This is a genomic window from Helicobacter marmotae (genome assembly GCF_003364255.1).
GTDB classification, from domain to species: Bacteria; Campylobacterota; Campylobacteria; order Campylobacterales; family Helicobacteraceae; genus Helicobacter_C; species Helicobacter_C marmotae.
Window position 1 is genome coordinate 1 of record NZ_NXLR01000007.1, and the last position, 22,217, is coordinate 22,217.

The window sequence follows — 22,217 nt, forward strand, 5'->3', positions numbered from 1 at the left end:
TGAGGAGACTTCATAATGGATAAAAATATAATTAAAGAGCAAGAGTACGTTCGAATAGATGAGGAGCCAAAAGCACCCAAAACAATTACCTATAAGGGTGAAAATGGAGGGGAAAAATATGTAAGATGTGATAGCTTTGAAGACCGCATTAACGAACTAAAAGAGAGCATAGTATCAAACCTTAGAAAAAGCTCTGGTGTAGTATCTTTTAATCCCGTCATTCAGCACAAAATTACTAATGGGAATATGATTACATTTATAGCACGGGATGTAGAATTTGACTTAAGTAAGGCAAGAGAAGAAGATTTTAGAGATTTTATAGATATGTATTTTAGACCTAGATTTGTGCGAGCTCTTAGTAGGAATGAGGGAGTGAGTGGAATGATGAAATTTAATAAAATGAGCAATACGTCATCAGGTAATGAAAAGTATGATATAGTAGCTGATTGTGCTTTAAGAACGCAACCTAGAAATAAAATTTCTAAAACTAAATGAAATACCTAGCACTACTCTTAGAGACAGGGAGTAGTGTTACCGCTTGTCTCTGATACATAAAAGAAAATACAATCTTAAGCTCCCTTAAACCTTACCCACACAAGCCCCGCTTGACAAAGCAATAAAAAACAAATAATATCCTTAGCCCATACATAAAATGAGGAGACTTCATAATGGATAAAAATATAATTAAAGAGCAAGAATACGTTCGAATAGATGAGGAGTCAGAATTACCTAGAGACATTACCCACAATGGGGAAAAATATGTGAGATGTGATGATTTTGAAAAAGATTTGCAAGATTGTAAAGATTATATAAAGATGATTTTACAAAATAATCCAGCTGTTATAGAATTTTCTCCAATAAGAATAAGAATATTAAATGGCAGTGCCTTTTTTCTCATTAAAGAGTTAATATTTAATCCAAACACAAAAGTAAGACAATTTAAATTATACGCGATGAGCACGTTTAGGAGTAAGTTAGTTGGAGGTTTTTCAACTTTTGGTTGGAAATATAACGATATGAGTTTTACAAGCAGGGGTGATGGCAAGGATGGATATGAGAAATGGGAGCTTAATATCCAAGCTGTGTCTAAGAAAACTAAATAAAATGCAAAACTTAGCGACGGCGGTAGTTTTCTTACCTCTAATGCTTCTTGTATAGAAGAAAATACAAAACTTAAGGTTATCAATGATTGAAACACTGCAGCGATAGATAACTAAATAAAATCGAGCCTGAAAATAGCGTCAAATCAATAACAAGAGCTACTTAAGTTGTAGCTCTTGTTCTATCATTTTGGTTTTTTATTTCTAAATACAGCTTGGTACCCAAGTTCCCAAATTTCATTCCCCTCAGGGGTTTCGCCTCTCTTTAAATAACTCACATCTTTATATCTCGCATTAAAACTTGAAAATAAATGTGCTATTTTTGTTTTAAGACTGGTGGTTACACAAGCCCCAAAACTACCAAACTTTGTATTTGGGTTGAACTCAAACTTTCTAATGACAAAAAAAGCATTATTTCCCCAAAGTAATCTCACTGCTATTGGTGAAAACTTCGCATTCACAAATGGTGGATATGTTTCTAATATCTCTTTCATACGAATTTTGCAAGCCTCTAAATCCTGCTCTATGGTATCACATCTCACATATTTTTCCCCTCCATTTTCACCCTCATAGGTAATTGTTTTGGGTGCTTCATCTACGCGAACGTACTCTTGCTCTTTAATTATATTTTTATCCATTATGAAGTCTCCTCACTTTATGTATGGCTAAGGATATTATTTGTTTTTTATTGCTTTGTCAAGCGGGGCTTGTGTGGGTTATTTGCTGGCTTTAGGTTTAGTAATAATAGATTCTGAGCTGGGGTTTAGAATGACAATAAGAGCAAAGTCGCTGGCGATTCTAACAGAATTTCTTTGGTCATTACCACTCCCGCTAGAGGCGACAAACTAACTTCCTTTTGCAAGAAATTAAACCTACTCCCTGCAAGGAGGCAAAATTTGCCACCCCTAGAGAGCGAGAAGTAAAGCCCTTAGAGGGCTATTAAAAGCTATAACGTAACTCCGCATAATAGCTGCGTCCAAAGCCTGCATAATAGTTAGGATACACTTGATAAGTGCTATACCAACTATCAAAAAGATTCCTTACGCCTACATTGACTTTAAAGTCAGAAACCCCATACATCAAGCCTAAATCACTGAGCACATAGCCATTTTTATTCATTGTTCTAGCGGTGCTATCTATACTTTTTGAGAAATACGCATTATTGAGAAATACGCTCAAAAACTGATTCTCGCTCCTAAATACATCTGCCTCGATATTTAAAGTCGCCTTAAGAGAGGGTACATATGGGACATTATTACCCTTTAAGGTAGCATTGGCGGTATTGCTTTTAAGGATATTTGTATAGAGATACGCCACACTCTCGCTTAAGCGCAGCCACTCACTCTCAAAGAGCTCTTGAGCGGCTATAAGCTCTACGCCCGCCCTTTGTGTTTCTCCTAAATTGCTATACGTATATGCCGTGCCATGAGAAATGGAATTCACAAAAATTTCATCAAAGGTATGGGTATAAAATAAAGTAGCACTCAAGTAACTACCCCCTAAGCTATCTCTCCAGCCTAGCTCACCTGTGAGGTATTGCTCTGGTTTGACACCATTTTCTTCATTTAAGAATATCCCTCCGCTTGGACGACCACTATTTGCACTCGAGCTTGGGTCGGCATTAATCATCTGATACGCACTGGGGCTAATGAATCCTAACTCTGCTTTTGCATAAATATTCCCTGTATCGCTATATTTATAATTTGGTGTAAGTTCAGCAGCATAGCCTAAACGCTCTTTGTGGAGGTCAAACTTTTCACTTTGATCTAAAGTTGGAAAGCTTCTCATTAAAACGGTACACATAGTTCCAGTACAAGTTCCTAGACTATCAAAAGCCTGATTATTATCTGTCCAATAATTTGAATACTCCACTCTCACGCCCCCGCTTAGATCAAAGCTATCATTGAAGTTATAGCGATCATAGGCATAGAGGGAGTTTGAGAGTTTAAGGGCGGTATTATCGACATCTGCAGCATAGGCATAGACTATACTTTGAGCATTTTGTTGGATATTAAAACTCAAATTTAAAATATGATCTGTAAGATTTCTTCGTTTTGAATACTCTAAGACATTATCTAAGCCCACAATAAAGGTATTTTTCTCCGTTTTGTGCCTAAGTTTTAAATTAAGCCCTCCACCATGGTTTTGGAATCCTGCTTTGCCATTAGAGCCATTATTTTGTAAAGTAGCAGTTGTATGGCTATCTTTGGTGTATTTTAAAAGAGAGAATTGATAAAAAGCAAGGGCGTCAAAATCAAGGCTCTCGCTAAAATTTTGCGTGTAGTTAAGAGAGCTTTGCAAGGCGTCTGTCTCTGTTTTATACGTATCAGCATGAGCATAATTGCGCTCACTTCTTAATTGGCTTAAAGACTTTTCCACATAGGGGCTAGCTGTAGTGCCACTCCCTGTAGCTAGGGTAAAATACGTCCTGGGATAGGAGCGCCACAAATGTGAATAGCTGATATTAAAATCAAGTTTGCTTGATTCATTTGGGGTGTAGAGTGTTTGGAATGCGGCATAGGTGTTTGTCGTATGATCATTGCTAAAAGCCTTTGTTTGCTTATCTTGGGAGGCGGCATTACGAGTGCCAGGTGTGTAGCCCCCGCTTAAATCCGCCCTAATAAATAGGCTTGGGCTTATCCTTTTACCTGTTGCTAGGCTTAGGGAGCCTCCTTGTAAGCCCTCTTCCTCTCCGCTTGTAGCTTTAAGGACAACCCTCGTAAAGTCCTTGCTTGGGGCTTTGGTAACGATATTTACCACCCCGCCTCTTGTACCGCTGCCATAGACCACCGCCCCACCACCGGGGATAACCTCAATACTTTGAATATCTTCTATATCGATATTACTATATGGAGGCACGCCATGACTGGTATCAAGTAAGGAGATGGGTACACGATTTAGTAGAATCTTCACAGCACGATTCGCATCAGCACCCTGCCCTCTTAAATCAATATTTTGCCCAAAGCCAGAATTGCTAAAAGTAATTAAAGGCTGGTATTGCAAGGCTTGCTCTAGGCTTTGATAGCCTTTATTTTCTAAATCATCTTTTTCAATGAGTAGGATATTTTTAGACTCATCTACAAGTGGTAAGTCAAATCCGGTTGCTGAAGTGACAATAGCATCGAGTTTTTTGCTTTTTAAGCCTTGCTCATCAGCCCATAAAGCGCTAAAAAAGAGGTTTGCAGCACAAGTTGCGCAAAAGAAAAGTTTATAGCGCGAGAAAGCTGGAATTAAGCTTCTTTTAGGGCTATGGGGGGGGGGGATTATATGAAAGTGTGTCATGTTTATGATCCTTTTTGGTGAAGTCAAAATTATAGTAACAATTCCTATAATTTAATTTTAGATTTATAATACAAGTATTTTTAAATATAACTTAATGATAAGATTTATCATTATTAATTAAAGAAAATGAGTATTCAGGTATTGAAGTAAGATTTCGCGTTCATTGGGAAGTTCGTGTGTAAGTGTTGCTGTAAAGATTTGCTGCAGTATTTGCCCTACTCTTTTGCCTTGTATGCCCATTTGGAGTATATCATCACCATTAATATAAAGCTCCTTTAGACTTAAGGGGAGCTTTGAGTTGAAAATCGCTTCAAGGCTAGATTGCAAGCTTTTAATTGCCTCTGCATTCTGTGCTTGATATATGATAAAAAGATCTTGCAGTATTTCCCTTGCCCCCTCTCGCCCCCCTAAATGGACAATCATCGCTATTAGCGCGCTTTTATCCATAAGTGGAGGGAATTCATAGTATTGAAGCAAAGTAAGAATGTATGCCTTGCTTTTTTTATCAAATCTCAAATGCTCTAATATATTTGAAGCCTCATCTCTCACTCCATAAAGCAGACATACCCACACGATAGGGGCTTTACGCACACTTAAATGCCCTAATATGCTCACATCACCCCTTAAAGGCACAAGGAGGTTAATAATCTCTCTAAATTCTTCAATCACACTCAAGGCATAATCCCCGCATAAAAGCTTCTCTAGCTCTATGCGTATGCGTTCTTTGGCTATATTTTGCAGCAAGGGAGCTTGGCTAAAAAGTGCTTGCTTTGTGGAAGATTCTATCTCAAAGCCAAATGTAGCACTAAAGCGCAAAGCCCGCAAAATACGCAAGGCATCTTCACTAAATCGAGCCTTTGGCTCTCCTACGCATATAATGCGTTTTTTAAGTATATCTTGCACTCCGCCCATCATATCAACCACCCCACAATGCGGAGCATAAGCGAGAGCATTGATAGTAAAGTCTCTACGTTTTAAATCGTCCTTTAGTGAGGAAGTAAAGCGCACACTATCTGGGCTACGATGATTCCTATAACTCCCCTCAATGCGAAAGGTCGTAATCTCATAAGTTTTAGAATGTAATAAAACGCTTATAGTGCCATGCTTAAGCCCTGTAGGGATAGTGCGGGGGAAAAGAGCACAAACTTCAGCCGGGAGGGCTGAAGTGGCTATATCATAATCATGTATATTTATGTGATAGGAAAGAAGCTTATTTAAAAGCATATCGCGGACACAGCCACCTACGATATATGCCTCATACCCGGCATTATGCAGCACTTCCAAGATATGAAGCACATCTAAGGGTAAGGGAAATGCTTTAGAATCCTTACCCATTATGGGGCTTTTAATATCGGGGCAGAGGGAGCGGGCTGGGGATTTGAAGGAGCTTGAGACCTAAAGATTCCACTTCCAAATGACGCACCTACTAATCCACCAAAAAATGCACCAAGAGAGCCGTTATTATTTGTGCTATAGACGGGATCACGAGTGAAATAAATAGATTGTGAGTTGCGCAGTCTTTGTCTTTCTTCTTCCATTCTTTGCGCCCGACGTTGCTCTTTAAGCTGCTGATTACGCACTTGCTGGCTTGAGATTTGAGAATTATCAAGCATGAAAAGAAAATCTACAAATACGCCATATTTACTAAGAGAATCTCTAAGGCTGGAATGCCTATGCTCTGGGCGATTAATAAAGCGCTTAATGCCCATATTGATGGCAAAGTTTGGGTTAAGATTCAAAGCAAGCCCTGCATGCACTTGAGTTTGCACTCCTGCAGGATTACTCTCACCTAGCCAATAATACGCATAATGCACCTCACCGCCCATAAAGAGCCCTATGCTGCTTTTTGATGAGCCAAGATCTAAAAGTACATCACCACCCATACCAGCGGAGATAAAGCTTGTATTGGAGGGATTATAAGTCTTGCCAAAATGAGCATATCCAGCCTGAATAGGGATATACAAACGCAAGCCTAGAGCATTATTAAAATAATACTTCGCACCATATTTAACCCCCGCGCCATAAAGCGGCGCAGTAGGCTTATCTGCGTGAAATTCATAGGCTAATTTAGGCACATAACTTCCCCCTATGGCAAAAAATGCACTACTTTTTTCATGAGCAAAAAGAATCGAGCAGGTAAAACAAATAAAAACAAGCTTTTTTATTGCATTCATTTACAACTCCTTAAAACACATAAAAGTAATTTAAACGATACTTTAAGAATCCTTGTGCTTCAAGCTTTAAAGATTCTGCCTTATCTGCAGAGCGGATAATCCCCGAATCATAATCACTCACAAAATTAGCATATTGTAATTCAAGCTCGATTCTATGGTTGCCCTTAAATGTGAGAGAGACCCCAGAGTGGGCATTTAGCCCATAGCCCTCAAGCTTTGCTGGAGTAGTCAGTGTGCTTTGGTAAATGCTATATTGGGCATTGGTAAATTTATGAGAGTTAAAGCCCACCGCCCCACCTGCGAAGATACCAAATGTAGCACTCTCTAACTGCAGAACTTCAAAAAGCAAATCCGCGCCTACATCAAAACCCGACATATCCATTTTATATGTTCTACCAAGCTCATCTTTATAGCTTCCATAGCCATTATTGTTGTATTCTAAGTAGATTCTAGCACCCAATTTTGCATCAGAGCTGAACTTTTGATACCCCACGCGTAGAGACAAACCAAGCGCATTAGGAGAATAATTGCTATGTGGATATTCTGTGGTAGCGCCATTTTCTTCCACACTATATAACCCCTGATAAAAGGTATTATTCAAACTCAAACTCCCGCCTACAAATACCCCACTCTGCCCTGCATAAGCACAATGTGCTAAAAGTAAAGTAAAAAGTATCTTTTTCATTCAAACCTCCATTTATAGCTTATGTATGCCTATATATCGCACTTATACTTAAACAAGCCTCTTTAAACAAGCTTACCTTGCGATAATGCCTTGCGCACACGAAGAATCCCTAAAGCCAAAATCGCCCGACGCAAGGGAGTAATAAACATAAAGGGATAGCGCACATAATGCCTAAAAAGTGTCTTTAGCACTAATAATCGCGTAGCCCTATTATAATGCTTATGTAGGCTTTGATAATCTCTATCTTGCCTATAGTGCGTATTGAGTACCTCGCTTAAAATCCGCGAGCTATGCAACGCCCCACTAATGCCCTCCAGTGTGCTTGCATTAATGAATCCTGCTGCCTCACCTATGAGAAACACCCCGCTATGCCCGCGCGGGAAATCCCGCCATTTACTAGGCTGAAGCACGAAACACTCCTCACGTTTAATGCGCTCCTCAAAAGTAAAGCCCACACTCTTCAATCGCTCAATCTGCCTCTCATAAGCCACTTTAGCCCCCCTGTGAGGATATGCCCCGCCAAAGATAAAATAACCATCTTTTGACATACTCCAGCTATAGCTTGGGGTAAGCTCTTTATCAAAAATGCAAGAAAGCATAGGCGTATTATGCTCTTTATACCACTGCTGAATACACACAAGACTTTTTATCTTAAGCTTAGGGTAAAGCACATTACGAATATGGCTTTTCGCGCCATCAGCCCCGACCACAATGCGTGCATTAAGTGTATAAAACGCCCCATTTTGCTTAAAACTTAGCTTATAACTATCCTCTTGCCTTATCAAATCCTTAAAATGGGCATTATGATAAACTTTCACATAAGCAGGGATAAGAGACTTTAGCCATAAATCAAAGCGATGTCTCTCCATATTGATATAGCCCTTTTGTATATATGAAGCGTGTTTATATCCAAAGTCAATGGTATTAATAGCAAAAATCTGGGGATTGACCAAAAGTTTTAGAGGGAGATTCAGCCCTTGCTTGGCTAGAGCCTTTTGCCCTCCCTCGCTTAAAAGCCCCCCGCAGGGCTTATGAAAACCTCTATCAAAGCAATCTCCGCTCTCTAGCTTTTTATCAATCACTATGACTTTTAAATGAGATTTAAGCAAGCTAGCTAAATTACTCCCTGCTACCCCCGCTCCGATAATGGCTATATCATATCGCCCTAAATCCTTAGCATTCTCCATATATGCCCTTATAATCCAAAATCAAAGCACATTGTATCACAAGTCTTTGAAGCTCTGTGTGCATATAGCCTTTATCGTGTGGCTTATGTCTTGGAGCTCAAACTCATCACCCTTTTGCAAGTCTTTTAACATAAGAGGCTTGTTATGCTGACTCACTTGGGCATAGCCATTAGCACACAACAAGCTTGGATTGCGAGCAGTGAGGGCTTGGAGGATGGTTTGTGCTTGGTAATGTGCTCTATTTAGCCTCTCTTCTATGCAATGTTTTAAAGTCGGGGCTATATCTTGGAGTTGTGTGGCTTTGTTTTGTAGCACTGATTCAACACTCCGCACCAAAAGCATTTCCAAATGCTTAATCTGCTCATTTTTAGCATTATATTGAGAAGTGAAATTATAATGATGAAAGTAATCAAACATCTGTGTTAAAAGCTGCTCTTTATGGGCAATATGGCGCTTTAGCATAGCGGTTAGATGATTTGCCATTTCATCAAGGGTGCGGAGGTATTCATCTTTATCGGGTAGAAGTAGCTCCATTGCCCCTGATGGTGTGGGGGCGCGCATATCTGCTACAAAATCACTAATGAAATAATCAATCTCATGCCCCACTGCCGAGATAATGGGCGTTTTTGCTTCAAAAATCGCTTCGGCTACAATTTCTTCATTAAATGCCCACATATCTTCCATACTTCCCCCGCCTCTACCTACAATAAGCACATCAAAGGCATCTTTTGTGCCATAAAAGCTATCTGCGAGTTTGATATTTTGTGCAATAGAATCTTTTGCCTCTGTGCCTTGCACAAGCGTATTAAAAAGCACAATATGCACATTTTCCCAACGTTTTTTGGCGATTTTTAGCATATCTGCCTTTGCCGCTCCTGTAGCAGAAGTAAGAAGTGCTATCCGCTTAGGGAAAGGAGGCAAGGGCTTTTTATGCAAGCTATCAAAATATCCCTTTGCCTGAAGTTTTGCCTTTAGGGCTTCATAATTTTGCATAAGCTCGCCTATGCCAGCAAGCGTAATACTTTTGCATAAGATTTGATACTCCCCCTTAGGAGCATAAACGCTAATAGAGCCATTAACTTGGACATTCTGCCCCACTTCAAGCTGTATTTTAAGCCCTTTTGCATTCCCTTTAAACATCACACAACGCACACTTGAGTGCTCATCTTTCAAACTAAAATAAATATGCCCACTTGTATGGAGAGTAAGCGTGCTAATCTCACCTTGTATATAAATATCCATAAAGGTAGTCTCTAAAATACTCTTAATTTGTGCGTTGAGCTCGCTTATGGCTAATGGCTTCATTCTCTTCCTTTCTCAAAAGCAAGATTCTAGCATAGATAACTTAAAGACTTTTTGCTACAATCTCAAACCTTAGTGATTTTACAACATAGGAAGGCAAGTATGTCAAATAATGAAATATTTCTCTGCAGCATTTGTAATGTCAGCTCTGGAGACTGCCCAGAAGATTGCAAATACTGCACACAAAGCGCGCATTATGGCACGCAGATACAAAGATATAAATACAAAAAAATCGATAAAATCTTGCAAGAAGCAAGAACCTTGCGTGAATATGGGGCGCTGGGCTTTTGTCTTGTAACGGCGGGGCGGGGGCTAGATTCTGATAAATGCGAGTATATTGCAGAAGCTGCAAGTGCGATTAAAAAGGCAGATTTGGGCTTGCATATCATTGCTTGCTGTGGGAGCTCGGATTTAGATTCCCTAAAATACCTTAAAAAGCACGGCGTAGATAGCTATAATCATAATTTAGAAACTTCTAAAGAATACTTCCCCAAAATTTGCAGCACTCATACTTGGATTGAACGATTTGAAACTTGTGAAAACACGCTTAAAGCCGAGCTAGGGCTTTGCTCCGGGGGGATATTTGGCATAGGAGAGAGCTGGAATGATAGAATCGAGCTTTTAAAACATTTACAGATTCTCTCTCCGCATAGCTCCCCTATTAATTTCTATATCGCCAATGAAGCCCTGCCTTTGCCTATGCAAACTCTAAGCCAAGATGAAGCGCTTGAGTGTGTCATACTCGCTAGAGAATACCTCCCCAATGCGCGTTTAATGATAGCAGGCGGGAGAGAAGCGGTCTTTGGTGATAATCAAAAGCCCCTTTTTGAAGCAGGTATTAATGCTGTGGTGCTAGGAGACTATCTCACTACCGATGGTAAAGCCCCTAGAGATGATGTAGCGATGATAGAATCTTATGGCTACATACCCGCACAAAGCTGCCACTAAAGGAAAAATATGCCACAAACACAAAAAGAGCGGCTCATACAAATCCTTTGGGTAAAAGGGCATAACATATTTTTTGCACTATGGAATAGGCTTAAAAGTATATGGGACTTTGTCGCAGATAAGGAATTAAGCTTTTATGCTGCCTCACTCAGCTTTTATACGATTTTTGCCATAGTGCCGCTTTTGCTCATTGTATTTTCAATCTTTATTAATCTCCCTAATTTTCAATCTCAAGTTGCACAAATTCGCGAGCTTATCCTCTCAAATATCCTCCCCACGCATACAGATGTGATTTCTAGCTATCTTGATACCTTTATGCAAAATAGCTCTTCACTAGGAATGATGGGGCTTGCTTATACGCTTGTAGCTTCGGTGATGTTTTTTCGTAATTATGAATATATCGCAGCTAAGATGTTCAACTCCACACCGCGCAAGTTTTTTGATTCTCTAGTGATGTATTGGACGATGATTACACTTTTCCCCGTGGTGCTGGCTTTCTCTATCTATTTCAGCACAGAAGTGCAAAAAACCCTAAAAGGTGCGAGTGATATAAGCATGGTGCTTGATTTTATCCCTTATATCCTTACTTGGGCTATGTTTTTCTTGCTTTTTAAGCTCTCTGCAAATAAGCCCTTAAAGCTCCTCTCACTTCTTAGCTCAAGTATCCTCACTACGGCTGTGTGGCTTTTAACAAAATGGGCATTTGTGTATTATGTATTCTATAATCAAACCTATAAAAGCGTGTATGGACCTATTTCAATCTTTCTTTTTCTTATGTTGTGGATTTATATATCTTGGTTTGTGTTGCTTTATGGTATGAGATTCTGTGAAGGGTTTGCTACAAATTTTGGCAAAACACTTGAAGAGAAATACGGCATTAGCACCGCTGAAATATAAGCCACCCCTTTTACAAGGGGCGGAATAAAATTAGAAGTTAAAGATATAGCGCACACCTATGCTGTAATTTTGACGTGCTGTGGTTTTAGAAGAATCCACATCTTCTAATGTAGTATTCATAAATGGCACACGTGCGGCGATTTCAATACCATGATGTTTATGAATCACACTGCGCAAACCAACATTAAGGGCTACATTAAAGCCTGTTTTCTTTAAGCCATTATCAAGCTTGTAAGTATTCGCTCCTAGTCCAAGCCCTAAAAATGCACCAAGATCAAGGGAATAATTAGAGATGAAGTTATAAAGCGCATCAGCATTCACGCCATAATCCATAACCTTAAGCTTATCGCTATTCTCTCCCATATCTCCTTTTGTGTTTGCATATGCGAAATTCACATAATAGCGTGCCCCTAATTTTGGAGTAAAAAATTGTTTATATCCTGCGATAATTTCATAATTTAAACCATTATATTTATATTTATCCGAAAAAGAGCTACCCGCACTATCTGCCGCTCCCTCTATTTTGACATGAGAGCTATTATAGCCCAGCCCCACACCTACAAATATTCCATTTTCCTCTGCTACTGCTAAAGAGCTAGCCAAAGCAAGAGCTGAACTAATTAATTTTGTTTTCATGTAAGTCTCCTAAAATCATTAATATAATGCGAACGTCTTACGAACGCTTCTCCATTATAATGAAATTGTTCTTTTGAAATCTGTAAAAAAAGTGTATTATTGCTTAAAATAGTTACCCAATGTAACAACTTAGTAGTATCTAAACATAAAAAAAATTAGTTAGCATTTGCTACAAATTTACCAAAGTATTTGGATTTAAGAGATTAAAAAAGGGGGTCTCACCCCTAAAAAGGGGTAAGGATAAATTAGAAGTTAAAGACATAGCGCACGCCTACATTGTAGGTTTGCCTTGCTTGCTCTTTATAGCCATCTTTGTCTGTAATAGTAGTAGTGAGGAATGGCACTCTTGCGGCAAGCTCAATGCCATGATGCTGAGCAATAAGAGTGCGCAAGCCTACATTGATAGCTACATTAAAGCCTGTTTTCTTGTCGCCTCCTACAACCTTATAGTTATTAGCTCCAAGCCCAAGCCCTAGAAATGCACCAAAATCAAGTCTCTCGCTTGATACAAAGTTATAGAGTGCATCAGCATTCACACCAAAGTCCATAACTTTGATTTTTTCCGTTACATCTTCAATCTTTTTCTTAGTATCTGCATAGGCAAAGTTCGCATAATAGCGGGCACCAAACTTAGGGGTGAAGAATTGCTTATATCCAGCTATGATTTCATAACTCAAACCGCCGAAGTTATATTTATCAGAGAAAGTCCCGCCTGCATCATCTGCTGGTCCTTCCATCTTATGTTGAGTGCCATTATAGCCTAATCCTACACCTATAAATATTCCATTTTCTTCTGCTAGAGTTATAGAGCTTGCCATAGCTAATGCTGCAACTGAGCTTATAAAAATTCTTTTCATAATGACTCCTTATAGAATAAATTTGCATTTACTGCACTTTGATTGTATAACCAATAGATTTTCCTTTATTCCAAAGCCTATATGATTGTTTGAATTTTATATGAAGTTTTACAAAATGTAGCACTAAGGATTTATTTCGACTTTTTCTTTACATTTAAGGCATTCGTATATTTGTTTTTTACGATATTCCCTCTCACACATCGCCCCACCACATTTTGGGCATTTCTCTGCAACGGGTGCAAATTTTGAAATAAAAGTACATTTTGGATAATTCTTACAGCCAAAAAACGCCCCCTTGCGGCTAAATCTCTGCACAATCTCTCCGCCACATTCCGGGCAGGCTACATTGGGGAGAGTTTTAGGAGCAGATTTATTTTGCAAAGATTTAGTATTTTTACACTCAGGGTAGCCGCTACAAGCAAGAAACTCACCATTGCGACTTCTTTTCCTCACCATAGGTTTGCCACATTTCTCACACACTCCTTCTTCTTCTTGCTCTGCTTTATGCTCACTGGGTTTAATGTATTTACATTTAGGGTAGCCGCTACAAGCGACAAATAAACCATACTTACTCTGCCTTTGTACAAGCTCCTTGCCACATTTTGGGCACATCTCACCTGTGGGGAGGGCGAGCTTTTGGGAAGCGATGTCCTTTTTGCCTAACTCAACCTTTGATATAAATGGCTCATAAAATCCCCATAGCATACTCTGCCAGTCAATCTTCTCTTGTGCTATATCATCAAGCTTATCTTCTAAGGCTGCACTAAAATGAGAATCCACTATTTCATTAAAATGTGATTCAAGCATTTCTACTACCTTAAAAGCACTCTCGCTTGGCACGAGCTGCTTTTTCTCTGCTTTTACATATTCTCTTGTTAAGAGTAGAGAAATGGTAGGGGCATAAGTAGAAGGGCGCCCTATACCTAAAGATTCCATACTTTTAATAATGCTTGCTTCATTATATCTTGGGGGAGCCTCTGTGGATTTCTCTAATGCCTTAAGCTCACATAAGCTTACTTTCAAGCCCTCCTCACACGCAGGCAAAAGCTTATCCTTATCATCATTCCCCATAATTTTATAAAATCCATCAAAAGTAAGCCTGCGCCCATTTGCCTTAAACTCAACTGTATGCTCTGTGCTTTCATTGCCAAAAGTAATACTTTGTAACTCAAAAAGCGCATCTGTGCTTTGAGAAGCCAAAAAACGATTATAAATAAGCTTATAGAGTTTATGCTCTTCAGGGCTCAAATACGCACTTGCCACATCTGGGGTGAAAGCAAGATTAGTGGGTCGTATGGCTTCATGTGCTTCTTGCGCACTTTTGGCATTGGTAGCATAATTTTTAGGAGTTTTAGGGACATATTGCTCCCCATAAGTCTCTAAAAGTACCGCTCTCGCTGCCTCTTTAGCCTCTTTGGCTATATTTAAGCTATCTGTTCTCATATAGGTGATAACCCCCATTGTGCCCGCATTTGTTTTTACACCCTCATAGAGCCTTTGGGCAATGCTCATCGTGCGCGTAGGAGAGAATCCTAAAAGGCTTGAAGCACTCTGCTGCAAAGTAGAGGTCATAAATGGCGGAGGGGTGGAAGTTTTTTTACTTTTTTTGCTGATTTCTTTAATGAAAAAATGCGTGTTTTCAATGTATTTACACATCTCTTTCACTTCATTTTTATCCTGCAAGGAGAGCTTTTCTAGCTTTTTATCATAATATACAAGCTCAGCCTCTATCTGTTCTTTTTCCTTTGTGTTTAGGGCAAAATGCGCATTGATATTAAAATAAATGGTTGGTTTAAAAGCACGTATCTCCCTCTCTCTATCAATAATAATCTTTAATGCCGCACTTTGCACTCTCCCCGCAGATAAGCCCTTTTGAATCTTAGAAGACATCAGTTGAGAAAGTTTAAAGCCCACGATTCTATCTAACAATCGCCGAGCTTGCTGGGCATTTACCTTTGCCATATCAATTTCCTTAGGATTCTGCAAAGAATGTGTAATGGCATTTTTAGTAATCTCATGGAATACAATGCGCGGGAACTCCTTATAAGGGCGCTCAAGGGCTTGGGTGATATGATAGCCTATAGCTTCCCCCTCTCTATCCTCATCGGTAGCGATATAAGTAGTCTTTGCTTTTTTACTTGCACTCTTAATCTTGCTTACAATCTCTTCATGGTCTTTATCAATGCTATATTGGGGTTGAAAATGTTTATCTTTAATCTCAATGCCAAAGCTGTATTTGGGTAAATCACGAATATGCCCCTTAGAAGCGATAACCTCATAATTATCCCCTAAGAAGTTTTTAATCGTTTTAGCCTTAGCGGGTGATTCCACAATAATCAAATCTTTCATATACAACCCTTGTATGCCTTATTTTTGAAGCTAGGATTGTAGCACAGATTCCAAATAATATACCTTTGTCGTTATCAAACTCCCCTCAACGTGACAAACTCATTTCCCTTGTAAGGTAATTTTGTCTATAGGTTAAAATTATTGTTATGTCTTTGCCCTCTATATAATAAGGCTAAAATCGCTTTTTAAGTCTCTAGTAATTCTTATAGAGATATTTGGGTCGCTATGCTCTCTGAATATAACAAACTTTGCTACCCGCAAGGGAAACCCACACATAATAAACACCTGCAAAGGAAGTTATTTTGTCATTCCAAGCATTGTGAAGAAACTTCGCCCGAATCACCAGCGAGTCCGTTATTTTGTCATTCTGAGGGGCTTCAGCCCCGAAGAATCTCTAAACGAATCACTAGTCGCTAAAAGAGATTCTTCGCCTGTTTCACAGGCTCAGAATGACAAACTAACAACATTTACTAGAAAGCCCACAGAGATTCTTCACCCCTTGCAGGGGTTCAGAATGACAAAATAATTTCCCTTACGGGTAGCCAAGTTTGTCATTCTGAGGGAAGGCAACGCCTGACCGAAGAATCTCTACCCGAATCACTAGTCACCAAAATAGATTCTTCGGCTTTTGCAAAGCCTAAGACATGACAATAAATCCCAAATGTCTTTCAGCAGTGAGATATATTCTCATCACAGGATAAAATTAAATCGCACGAAGTGCCACCTCTTAAAGCGTCGTCGGGGCGGGGGATATATAAGGGGGCAAGAATATTATTATGGGGTTGGAGCTTGCCTGCACGAGCGAAGCTCTTGCCCCCATTATTTTATAAAACTTTGCACATTCAAGCCCCTCCCCCTTATAGAAAAAGAAAAAAGAGAATCGCTAACGACTCCGTTAGTTTGTCATTCTGAGGGAGCACGAAATGGAGGCGAAGAATCTCTCTTATCCGCTAGAGAATTGCTTTCAAAAACACCAAAAAGCACGACTAGTGATTCTTGCAGAGATTCTCCGCCCCCAAAGTCGCTAGATAAATAAACTACATATTTTCTGCCCCGCATCAATTATCACTTCCACACTTCTGTAATACTAAAACTCAATGCCTCTAAATATGGAATGCCATTTGCTTAATCGGCATAAAGCAAAAAATTTTAGCAAAGGATGCAATATGAGTTTTAGGATAAATACGAATATCTCGGCTCTCACTGCCCACACTATCGGCGTGCAGAATAACCGAAGTTTGCATAATGCGCTTGAGAAATTAAGCTCCGGGCTAAGGCTTAATAAGGCTGCAGATGATGCTTCTGGTATGGCAATCGCAGATAGTCTTAGAAGTCAAAGTGAAAGCTTAGGGCAAGCTGTCCGAAATGCCAATGACGCTATTGGTATGATACAAGTAGCAGATAAAGCAATGGATGAGCAGCTAAAAATCCTTGATACTATTAAAACTAAAGCCATTCAAGCCGCACAAGATGGGCAAAGTAACGAAACGCGCAAAGCCCTCCAAAGCGACATTATACGTCTTTTAGAAGAGCTTGATAATATTGCTAATACCACAAGTTATAATGGGCAACAAATGCTTTCTGGTGCGTTTTCTAATAAAGAATTTCAAATTGGTGCATACTCAAACACTACTATTAAAGCCTCCATTGGTCCTACAAGCTCGGATAAAATCGGGCATGTGCGTATGGAGAGTAGTTCATTTTCTGGCATTGGTATGCTAGCCTCTGGTGCAGCTTCAAATCTCACTGAAGTTATGCTGAAATTCCGCCAAGTTGATGGCAAGCATGATTATGAAACTGAAACCGTTAAAATCTCAACTTCTGCAGGCACAGGCATTGGCGTGCTTGCAGAAGTCATTAATAAATATGCTGATACCTTAGGAGTTAGGGCTTCATGGAATATTATGGCAACAGGTGATGTGCCTGTCCTCTCTGGCACGGTGAGAGGGCTAGTGATAAATGGCGTAACGATTGGGACGGTTAATGATGTGCGCAAAAATGATTCTGATGGGCGATTAATTAATGCCATTAACTCTATTAAAGAACGTACAGGCTGTGAGGCTTATACAGACATCACGGGTCGTATCAATTTGCGTAGCGTTGATGGAAGGGCAATTTCCATACAAACAGAGGGTGATAGCGGGCAAGTCTTTGGCGGAGGGAATTTCGCGGGGATTTCTGGCACAGATCATGCGATTGTAGGGCGTCTAACGCTTATAAGGACAGATGCAAGAGATATTATTGTAAGTGGATTAAATTATAGCCATATAGGCTTTCACTCCGCTCAAGGCATATCTGAATACACTGCTAACTTGCGTTCGGTACGTGGAGAAATGGACGCTAATATCGCTTCAGCGTGCGGAGCAAATGCAAATGTCGCACAAGCAAATCTGCACTTTGATGGCATAGGAGCGGGTGTTACAAGCCTTAGAGGTGCTATGGTCGTTATGGATATGGCAGAATCTGCTCGTATCCAGCTTGATAAATTACGTGCAGATATTGGTTCAGCCCAAATCCAGCTTGTCTCTACCATTAACAACGTATCTGTTACACAAGTGAATGTCAAAGCTGCAGAATCTCAAATCCGCGATGTGGATTTCGCAGAAGAATCAGCCACATTCTCTAAGCATAATGTTCTTGCCCAAAGCGGAAGCTTCGCTATGGCTCAAGCCAATGCCGTACAACAAAATGTATTAAGACTACTCCAATAGATTCACGCTAATGCAAGATTTTTTCAGCCTTAATCTCTCTGCGCTAGCAGTGTATGCCCCTGCTTTAGCGCTAAAACTCAAAACCTTTGTCCCAAATGAACATTATGAAGTGTTTATTGGTGATGATCCGCTTAATATTAATATCATTGATAAGCGTTCAAATCAAGCCATTTTTAGCAAAAACCCCATAGAAGAAATTAATCAAAAAATCACGGATTTTAAGGACTACTCCCATTATCCATATTTGTATTTTTTTGGCGTAGGCAATGGGGTGTTTTATAAGCTTTTACTACAAAATCAACTGCTTAAAAGAATAGTCATCATTGAGCCAGAGCTTGAAATACTTTTTATCGCACTGCATTTTATGGACTTTAGTGCGGAGATTCTAAAAAAGCGTATTATCTTCCTTGAGGCGACAAATTGTGATTTCACTCAACTTGATGCACTTTTTACTACCAATAAAGATGCCAAAATCTATTCAAAAGTCTATGATTTACATCTTTTTAGCCCATATTATAATGCCTACTCAGCGCTTTATATACATATCAATCAGCTTTTTATCCGTGCTATTGAGCATAGTGTAATAAGCGTTGGCAATGATAGTAAGGATTCTATTATTGGTATCTCTCATCATATAGCAAACCTTCCCGATGTGATTAAATCTCCCACTCTACTTGAGCTTATAGCCCAAGTCAAAGGCAGAGAAAATGCCGTGATTGTAGCCACTGGTCCTAGTCTCAGCAAGCAGATTCCACTTTTAAGAAGCATACAAGATTATGTAACGATTCTCTGCATTGATGCGTCATTTCCTATCCTTACAAGAGAGGGCATTAAGCCTGATATTGTCTTTTCCCTCGAGCGCGTAGAGCCTACGGCAAAATTTTATGAAGACACACCCAAAGAGGCGCATAAAGATGTGATATTTGCTATTACTTCTATTGTCCATAAGCGGCTTAAAAATGCCCTAAAGGGGGATTTAGTGCAATACTCCTTGCGCCCTTTTGGATATACAAATTACTTTGAAATACCAGAATATGGCTATTTGGGTATTGGTATGAGTGCGGCAAATATGGCGTATGAATTTATCGTTCATGCACGCTTTAAGCGATGTATCATCATAGGGCAGGATTTAGCCTTTGCAGAAAATGGCAACTCTCACGCACAAAATGCGATATATGGAGCAAATGAAATCAACCCACAAACAATAGAAAAAAAGGGTCAAAAAGTGATGTTAGAAAAATATGGCGGAGGAGGAGAAGTCCAATCCACAAAGATATGGGAGCTCTTTTTGCGATTCTATGAGCGAGATATAGCCAATACCCCCTACCCTATTGAAGTAATCAATGCCACAGAAGGTGGGGCAAGAATTGCTGGCACGAAAGAAATGCCCTTTAGCGAGGTAGTGAAGCTTATTGATAAAACACAAGTAAAATCACCTATTACCCTCTCTTATCCCAGCAAAGCAATGTATGAAAAGAACTTCCTTAAAATCAAGCAAAAAGTCGATGAATGGATTGAATTTGGTTTAAAAGACAAAGCGCTTGTTGAAGAAGTGTTTTTAGAAGTAGCCGCCCTTATAGAACGATTAGAGCTCTATAATCAAGAGGGACGACTAGAAGAGCTCCAAAGCCAAGAACTCCAAGATTGCATAGATAGAATCCAAGAAGTCAAGCAACTCTTTGAACAAAGGCGATTCCGCGAATGCTTTATGGACGCGATACAATCATATATATTTCATCAAGAAATGGATATAGCACGCATACTTGTTAAACCAACACATAACCAAGAAGATAAGCTTATTAAGCAAACAGAATTAATCTATGCACATAAATACTGGCTCTTCTCGCTTGCTGGAGGTATGGATGTGGTCATTGAAGTGATTAAAGAGGCGTTAAAAACTTGGGATAGCTAACTATATGTTAAAGTCATAAAAACTAAAAGCTAGCATAATACTTGAAGTATCAAAGTGTTTAGGTAAAGTGGGTTTGCTCTCATAATTAAAGCCATACATATAGCCTATACTCAACCCATAACCCTTAGTAATATCAATAAAAAGCTCTAATTTTGCGTGATAGCCATAGATATTGTATTGCTCACTAAGAGATGTAGCAAGATTACTCACGCCAAAACCACCACCAATGAGAGTTAGCAGACGCCCGCCAAAGAGCCTAAACCCGCCTTGAGCACCTAAAGCAAAGCTAAAAAGCCCATTTTTATGCTCTCTCCCTGCTGTGCCATCAATATAGAGACTTAAAAGATATTTTTCTTTAAATACCACACCTCTTTTTAAGCCAAAAAGCACTCCCCCGCGCTTGCTTTGATACTCTCCTGCATTATTAAGCCCCGTATTTTCTGAAGCAATCTGGCTATAAACGCCACCTATAGAGAAAGCCCCGAAAGTATGTTTAGAAGCAACATCAATAGCATATAAAGAAGTAGAAAATGAGAGTGCAAACATACACAAAATAGCAGTGCGCAATAAAGGCATTAAATCTCTCACTTTACCCCCAAATGCTCCCCATATAGGATTCGCTCCTATCTATATCATCATATTTTTTCTTACCTCTTGTCTTGCTAGTTTTATTTTTACCATCTTTGTTTTTTGTATTGGAGTTATATTTTTTATTTTTTTTGAGTGCAGATTCTTCATTTTGAGATTCTAGCTGGGCGATTTGCTCCTTTGTAAAGCCAATTTGAGCATTCGCATTTTTCTCTAAATGAATTGAAATCAGCTTTAAGCAGAGCTGTGTAGTATCTATCTTATCTTTTAGCTTTTCATAAATCATAATAGACTTATCACTGACCTTTGTACGTGCAATTTCTTGTGAGAGGGTATCATCGCTATATTCTTGGACTATTTCGCATAAAGTGAGTTTAGCCTTTGTCATCTGTTTAATCTTGCTTAGCTCTTTATATTCAAGTGGTGTAGCTAATGTAATAGCCACTCCCTTTTTGCCTGCTCTCCCGGTGCGACCAATGCGATGTACATAGCTCTCTGGATTAAGCGGTATATGATAATTAAACACATGGCTTACATCGCTAATATCTAGCCCCCGTGAAGCGACATCGGTAGCTACAAGCAGCTCGATTTTATTTTCCTTAAAAGCCTTCACACTCTCGCGTCTCTCCCATTGCTCCATATCTCCATGCAATGCCATAGCCTTAAAACCGCGTTGAGTGAGCCTTGTAGCGAGGGCTTGGGCTTCCTTTTTCATACGTGTAAAGATAATGCTTTTTGTGGGATTTTGTGTTTCTATAAGGCGCACAATCGCATCATCTCTCTCACCCTCATTGATAATATAATATTGCTGCTCTATGTCTTGGTTTGTTACATCTGCGGGGGTAATCTTCACAAATGCGGGGTTATTGAGAATCTTCATCGCTAAGGCTTGAATGGGCTTTGGCATAGTCGCTGAAAAAAGCAAAGTTTGATGAGAATTAGGCAGGAATTTAAAAATCTCTTCAATATCATCTAAAAACCCCATATCTAGCATTTCATCACTTTCATCAAGGACTACGATTTTAGGGAGGAAATTAGCTATGCGCTCATTTTGCAAATGATCAAGCAATCTCCCGGGGGTTGCTATCATCACTTTAGGCTTTTTCTCAAGTAAATCACATTGACGTTTGATACTTTGCCCACCATACATACAAATGGTTTTAATCCTGCCAAAACGTCCAAGTTTGAGAATCTCCTCGCTAATTTGCATAGCAAGCTCTCGCGTAGGTGTGATAATAAGCGCCTCTATCTCTTTATTACGACTAAGGGCATTGAGAATCGGTATAGCAAATGCCGCCGTTTTACCCGTACCTGTCTGAGCTTGGGCGATCAAATCCCGCCCTTTCAAAATAATAGGAATACTTTGGCTTTGCACAGGGGATGGCGTGCTAAAGCCCGCTTCTTTAATGCCCTTAAGCACGAAATCTTTTAACCCAAAATCTTGGAATCCTCTCCCTGCTCTCTCATCATTTTCTTTCTCTTTCTTTGTATGCTTTGATATGTATTCTTCAAGTGCATTATTTGTGCTTTCTGTCGTATCTGTCTTATTCATAGAAGCTTACCTTTGTGATGTATTTGTGTGTGTTATG

At 39.5% G+C, this 22,217-nt stretch carries 21 protein-coding genes; 9 read left to right on the forward strand and 12 right to left on the reverse strand.

What is annotated here, in order from left to right; genetic code table 11:
- Positions 1-15: 15 nt before the first annotated feature.
- A complete protein-coding gene (locus CQA63_RS04735) occupies positions 16-495 on the forward strand; it encodes a hypothetical protein (RefSeq protein ID WP_104700241.1) in 480 nt (159 codons plus the stop codon).
- 173 nt (positions 496-668) lie between these two features.
- Positions 669-1,103: a hypothetical protein gene (locus tag CQA63_RS04740; RefSeq protein ID WP_104700242.1), complete on the forward strand. Its 435-nt coding sequence runs from the start codon at positions 669-671 to the stop codon at positions 1,101-1,103.
- A gap of 182 nt (positions 1,104-1,285) precedes the next feature.
- Here the strand turns inward: CQA63_RS04740 and CQA63_RS04745 are convergent, their stop codons facing one another.
- Positions 1,286-1,738: a hypothetical protein gene (locus CQA63_RS04745; protein ID WP_104700243.1), complete on the reverse strand. Its 453-nt coding sequence runs from the start codon at positions 1,736-1,738 to the stop codon at positions 1,286-1,288.
- A gap of 40 nt (positions 1,739-1,778) precedes the next feature.
- On the opposite strand from CQA63_RS04745, the gene CQA63_RS09780 reads away from it, so the two are divergent.
- A complete protein-coding gene (locus tag CQA63_RS09780) occupies positions 1,779-1,949 on the forward strand; it encodes a hypothetical protein (protein ID WP_170128371.1) in 171 nt (56 codons plus the stop codon).
- Between the two features lie 90 nt (positions 1,950-2,039).
- Here CQA63_RS09780 and CQA63_RS04750 read toward each other — a convergent pair whose 3' ends face one another.
- From CQA63_RS04750 to xseA, 6 genes are all read right to left on the reverse strand, one after another.
- The gene (locus tag CQA63_RS04750; protein ID WP_115511831.1) at positions 2,040-4,382 is read right to left on the reverse strand and encodes a TonB-dependent receptor; all 2,343 of its coding nucleotides are present in this window, start codon (positions 4,380-4,382) and stop codon (positions 2,040-2,042) included.
- Between the two features lie 117 nt (positions 4,383-4,499).
- Positions 4,500-5,717, reverse strand: coding sequence for a CCA tRNA nucleotidyltransferase (locus CQA63_RS04755; protein ID WP_104699666.1), 1,218 nt, complete (start codon positions 5,715-5,717; stop codon positions 4,500-4,502).
- On the reverse strand, positions 5,717-6,556 hold the full coding sequence (locus CQA63_RS04760; protein ID WP_104699667.1) for an outer membrane beta-barrel protein: 840 nt from the start codon (positions 6,554-6,556) through the stop codon (positions 5,717-5,719). Before CQA63_RS04760 ends, CQA63_RS04755 begins: the two co-directional genes overlap by 1 nt.
- Before the next feature lie 10 nt (positions 6,557-6,566).
- Positions 6,567-7,241, reverse strand: coding sequence for an outer membrane beta-barrel protein (locus tag CQA63_RS04765; protein ID WP_104699668.1), 675 nt, complete (start codon positions 7,239-7,241; stop codon positions 6,567-6,569).
- A gap of 62 nt (positions 7,242-7,303) precedes the next feature.
- Positions 7,304-8,428, reverse strand: coding sequence for an FAD-binding protein (locus tag CQA63_RS04770; protein ID WP_104699669.1), 1,125 nt, complete (start codon positions 8,426-8,428; stop codon positions 7,304-7,306).
- Between the two features lie 36 nt (positions 8,429-8,464).
- Positions 8,465-9,733 carry an exodeoxyribonuclease VII large subunit gene (gene xseA / locus CQA63_RS04775; protein ID WP_104699670.1) on the reverse strand — a complete coding sequence of 423 codons (1,269 nt, stop codon included), beginning with the start codon at positions 9,731-9,733 and terminating at the stop codon, positions 8,465-8,467.
- 99 nt (positions 9,734-9,832) lie between these two features.
- Here xseA and CQA63_RS04780 point away from each other — a divergent pair, with 99 nt between their 5' ends.
- Together CQA63_RS04780 and CQA63_RS04785 are read left to right on the forward strand one after the other, a co-directional pair.
- Positions 9,833-10,678 carry a biotin synthase gene (locus CQA63_RS04780; RefSeq protein ID WP_104699671.1) on the forward strand — a complete coding sequence of 282 codons (846 nt, stop codon included), beginning with the start codon at positions 9,833-9,835 and terminating at the stop codon, positions 10,676-10,678.
- A 9-nt stretch (positions 10,679-10,687) separates the two neighbouring features.
- Positions 10,688-11,575, forward strand: a complete 888-nt coding sequence (locus CQA63_RS04785) for a YihY family inner membrane protein (protein WP_104699672.1) — start codon at positions 10,688-10,690, stop codon at positions 11,573-11,575.
- A 30-nt stretch (positions 11,576-11,605) separates the two neighbouring features.
- Here the strand turns inward: CQA63_RS04785 and CQA63_RS04790 are convergent, their stop codons facing one another.
- The 3 genes from CQA63_RS04790 to topA form a co-directional block, all read right to left on the reverse strand.
- Entirely contained in the window at positions 11,606-12,211 is a 606-nt protein-coding gene (locus CQA63_RS04790) for an outer membrane beta-barrel protein (RefSeq protein WP_104699673.1), read from the reverse strand.
- Between the two features lie 245 nt (positions 12,212-12,456).
- A complete protein-coding gene (locus CQA63_RS04795) occupies positions 12,457-13,068 on the reverse strand; it encodes an outer membrane beta-barrel protein (protein ID WP_104699674.1) in 612 nt (203 codons plus the stop codon).
- A 123-nt stretch (positions 13,069-13,191) separates the two neighbouring features.
- The gene (gene topA, locus CQA63_RS04800; RefSeq protein ID WP_104699675.1) at positions 13,192-15,417 is read right to left on the reverse strand and encodes a type I DNA topoisomerase; all 2,226 of its coding nucleotides are present in this window, start codon (positions 15,415-15,417) and stop codon (positions 13,192-13,194) included.
- A 319-nt stretch (positions 15,418-15,736) separates the two neighbouring features.
- Between topA and CQA63_RS09785 the strand changes: the two genes are divergently transcribed.
- The 4 genes from CQA63_RS09785 to CQA63_RS04810 all read left to right on the forward strand — a co-directional run bounded on the left by CQA63_RS09785 (position 15,737) and on the right by CQA63_RS04810 (position 20,040).
- A complete protein-coding gene (locus CQA63_RS09785) occupies positions 15,737-15,943 on the forward strand; it encodes a hypothetical protein (RefSeq protein WP_170128372.1) in 207 nt (68 codons plus the stop codon).
- Between the two features lie 102 nt (positions 15,944-16,045).
- Positions 16,046-16,453 carry a hypothetical protein gene (locus CQA63_RS09440; protein WP_147288726.1) on the forward strand — a complete coding sequence of 136 codons (408 nt, stop codon included), beginning with the start codon at positions 16,046-16,048 and terminating at the stop codon, positions 16,451-16,453.
- Between the two features lie 130 nt (positions 16,454-16,583).
- Positions 16,584-18,128, forward strand: coding sequence for a flagellin B (locus CQA63_RS04805; RefSeq protein ID WP_104699676.1), 1,545 nt, complete (start codon positions 16,584-16,586; stop codon positions 18,126-18,128).
- A gap of 10 nt (positions 18,129-18,138) precedes the next feature.
- Positions 18,139-20,040 carry a motility associated factor glycosyltransferase family protein gene (locus tag CQA63_RS04810; RefSeq protein ID WP_104699677.1) on the forward strand — a complete coding sequence of 634 codons (1,902 nt, stop codon included), beginning with the start codon at positions 18,139-18,141 and terminating at the stop codon, positions 20,038-20,040.
- Here CQA63_RS04810 and CQA63_RS04815 read toward each other — a convergent pair whose 3' ends face one another.
- Together CQA63_RS04815 and CQA63_RS04820 are read right to left on the reverse strand one after the other, a co-directional pair.
- The gene (locus CQA63_RS04815; protein WP_233706582.1) at positions 20,041-20,628 is read right to left on the reverse strand and encodes a hypothetical protein; all 588 of its coding nucleotides are present in this window, start codon (positions 20,626-20,628) and stop codon (positions 20,041-20,043) included.
- Between the two features lies 1 nt (position 20,629).
- Positions 20,630-22,180, reverse strand: coding sequence for a DEAD/DEAH box helicase (locus CQA63_RS04820; RefSeq protein ID WP_104699678.1), 1,551 nt, complete (start codon positions 22,178-22,180; stop codon positions 20,630-20,632).
- Positions 22,181-22,217: the final 37 nt, after the last annotated feature.

Excerpts from the sequence above, each read along its gene's own strand:
- CQA63_RS04735 (WP_104700241.1), top strand. The coding sequence starts at position 16 with ATGGATAAAAATATAATTAAAGAGCAAGAGTACGTTCGAATAGATGAG.
- CQA63_RS04740 (WP_104700242.1), top strand. The coding sequence starts at position 669 with ATGGATAAAAATATAATTAAAGAGCAAGAATACGTTCGAATAGATGAG.
- CQA63_RS04745 (WP_104700243.1), bottom strand. The coding sequence starts at position 1,738 with ATGGATAAAAATATAATTAAAGAGCAAGAGTACGTTCGCGTAGATGAA.
- CQA63_RS04750 (WP_115511831.1), bottom strand. The coding sequence starts at position 4,382 with ATGACACACTTTCATATAATCCCCCCCCCCCATAGCCCTAAAAGAAGC.
- CQA63_RS04755 (WP_104699666.1), bottom strand. The coding sequence starts at position 5,717 with ATGGGTAAGGATTCTAAAGCATTTCCCTTACCCTTAGATGTGCTTCAT.
- CQA63_RS04760 (WP_104699667.1), bottom strand. The coding sequence starts at position 6,556 with ATGAATGCAATAAAAAAGCTTGTTTTTATTTGTTTTACCTGCTCGATT.
- CQA63_RS04765 (WP_104699668.1), bottom strand. The coding sequence starts at position 7,241 with ATGAAAAAGATACTTTTTACTTTACTTTTAGCACATTGTGCTTATGCA.
- CQA63_RS04770 (WP_104699669.1), bottom strand. The coding sequence starts at position 8,428 with ATGGAGAATGCTAAGGATTTAGGGCGATATGATATAGCCATTATCGGA.
- xseA (WP_104699670.1), bottom strand. The coding sequence starts at position 9,733 with ATGAAGCCATTAGCCATAAGCGAGCTCAACGCACAAATTAAGAGTATT.
- CQA63_RS04780 (WP_104699671.1), top strand. The coding sequence starts at position 9,833 with ATGTCAAATAATGAAATATTTCTCTGCAGCATTTGTAATGTCAGCTCT.
- CQA63_RS04785 (WP_104699672.1), top strand. The coding sequence starts at position 10,688 with ATGCCACAAACACAAAAAGAGCGGCTCATACAAATCCTTTGGGTAAAA.
- CQA63_RS04790 (WP_104699673.1), bottom strand. The coding sequence starts at position 12,211 with ATGAAAACAAAATTAATTAGTTCAGCTCTTGCTTTGGCTAGCTCTTTA.
- CQA63_RS04795 (WP_104699674.1), bottom strand. The coding sequence starts at position 13,068 with ATGAAAAGAATTTTTATAAGCTCAGTTGCAGCATTAGCTATGGCAAGC.
- topA (WP_104699675.1), bottom strand. The coding sequence starts at position 15,417 with ATGAAAGATTTGATTATTGTGGAATCACCCGCTAAGGCTAAAACGATT.
- CQA63_RS04805 (WP_104699676.1), top strand. The coding sequence starts at position 16,584 with ATGAGTTTTAGGATAAATACGAATATCTCGGCTCTCACTGCCCACACT.
- CQA63_RS04810 (WP_104699677.1), top strand. The coding sequence starts at position 18,139 with ATGCAAGATTTTTTCAGCCTTAATCTCTCTGCGCTAGCAGTGTATGCC.
- CQA63_RS04820 (WP_104699678.1), bottom strand. The coding sequence starts at position 22,180 with ATGAATAAGACAGATACGACAGAAAGCACAAATAATGCACTTGAAGAA.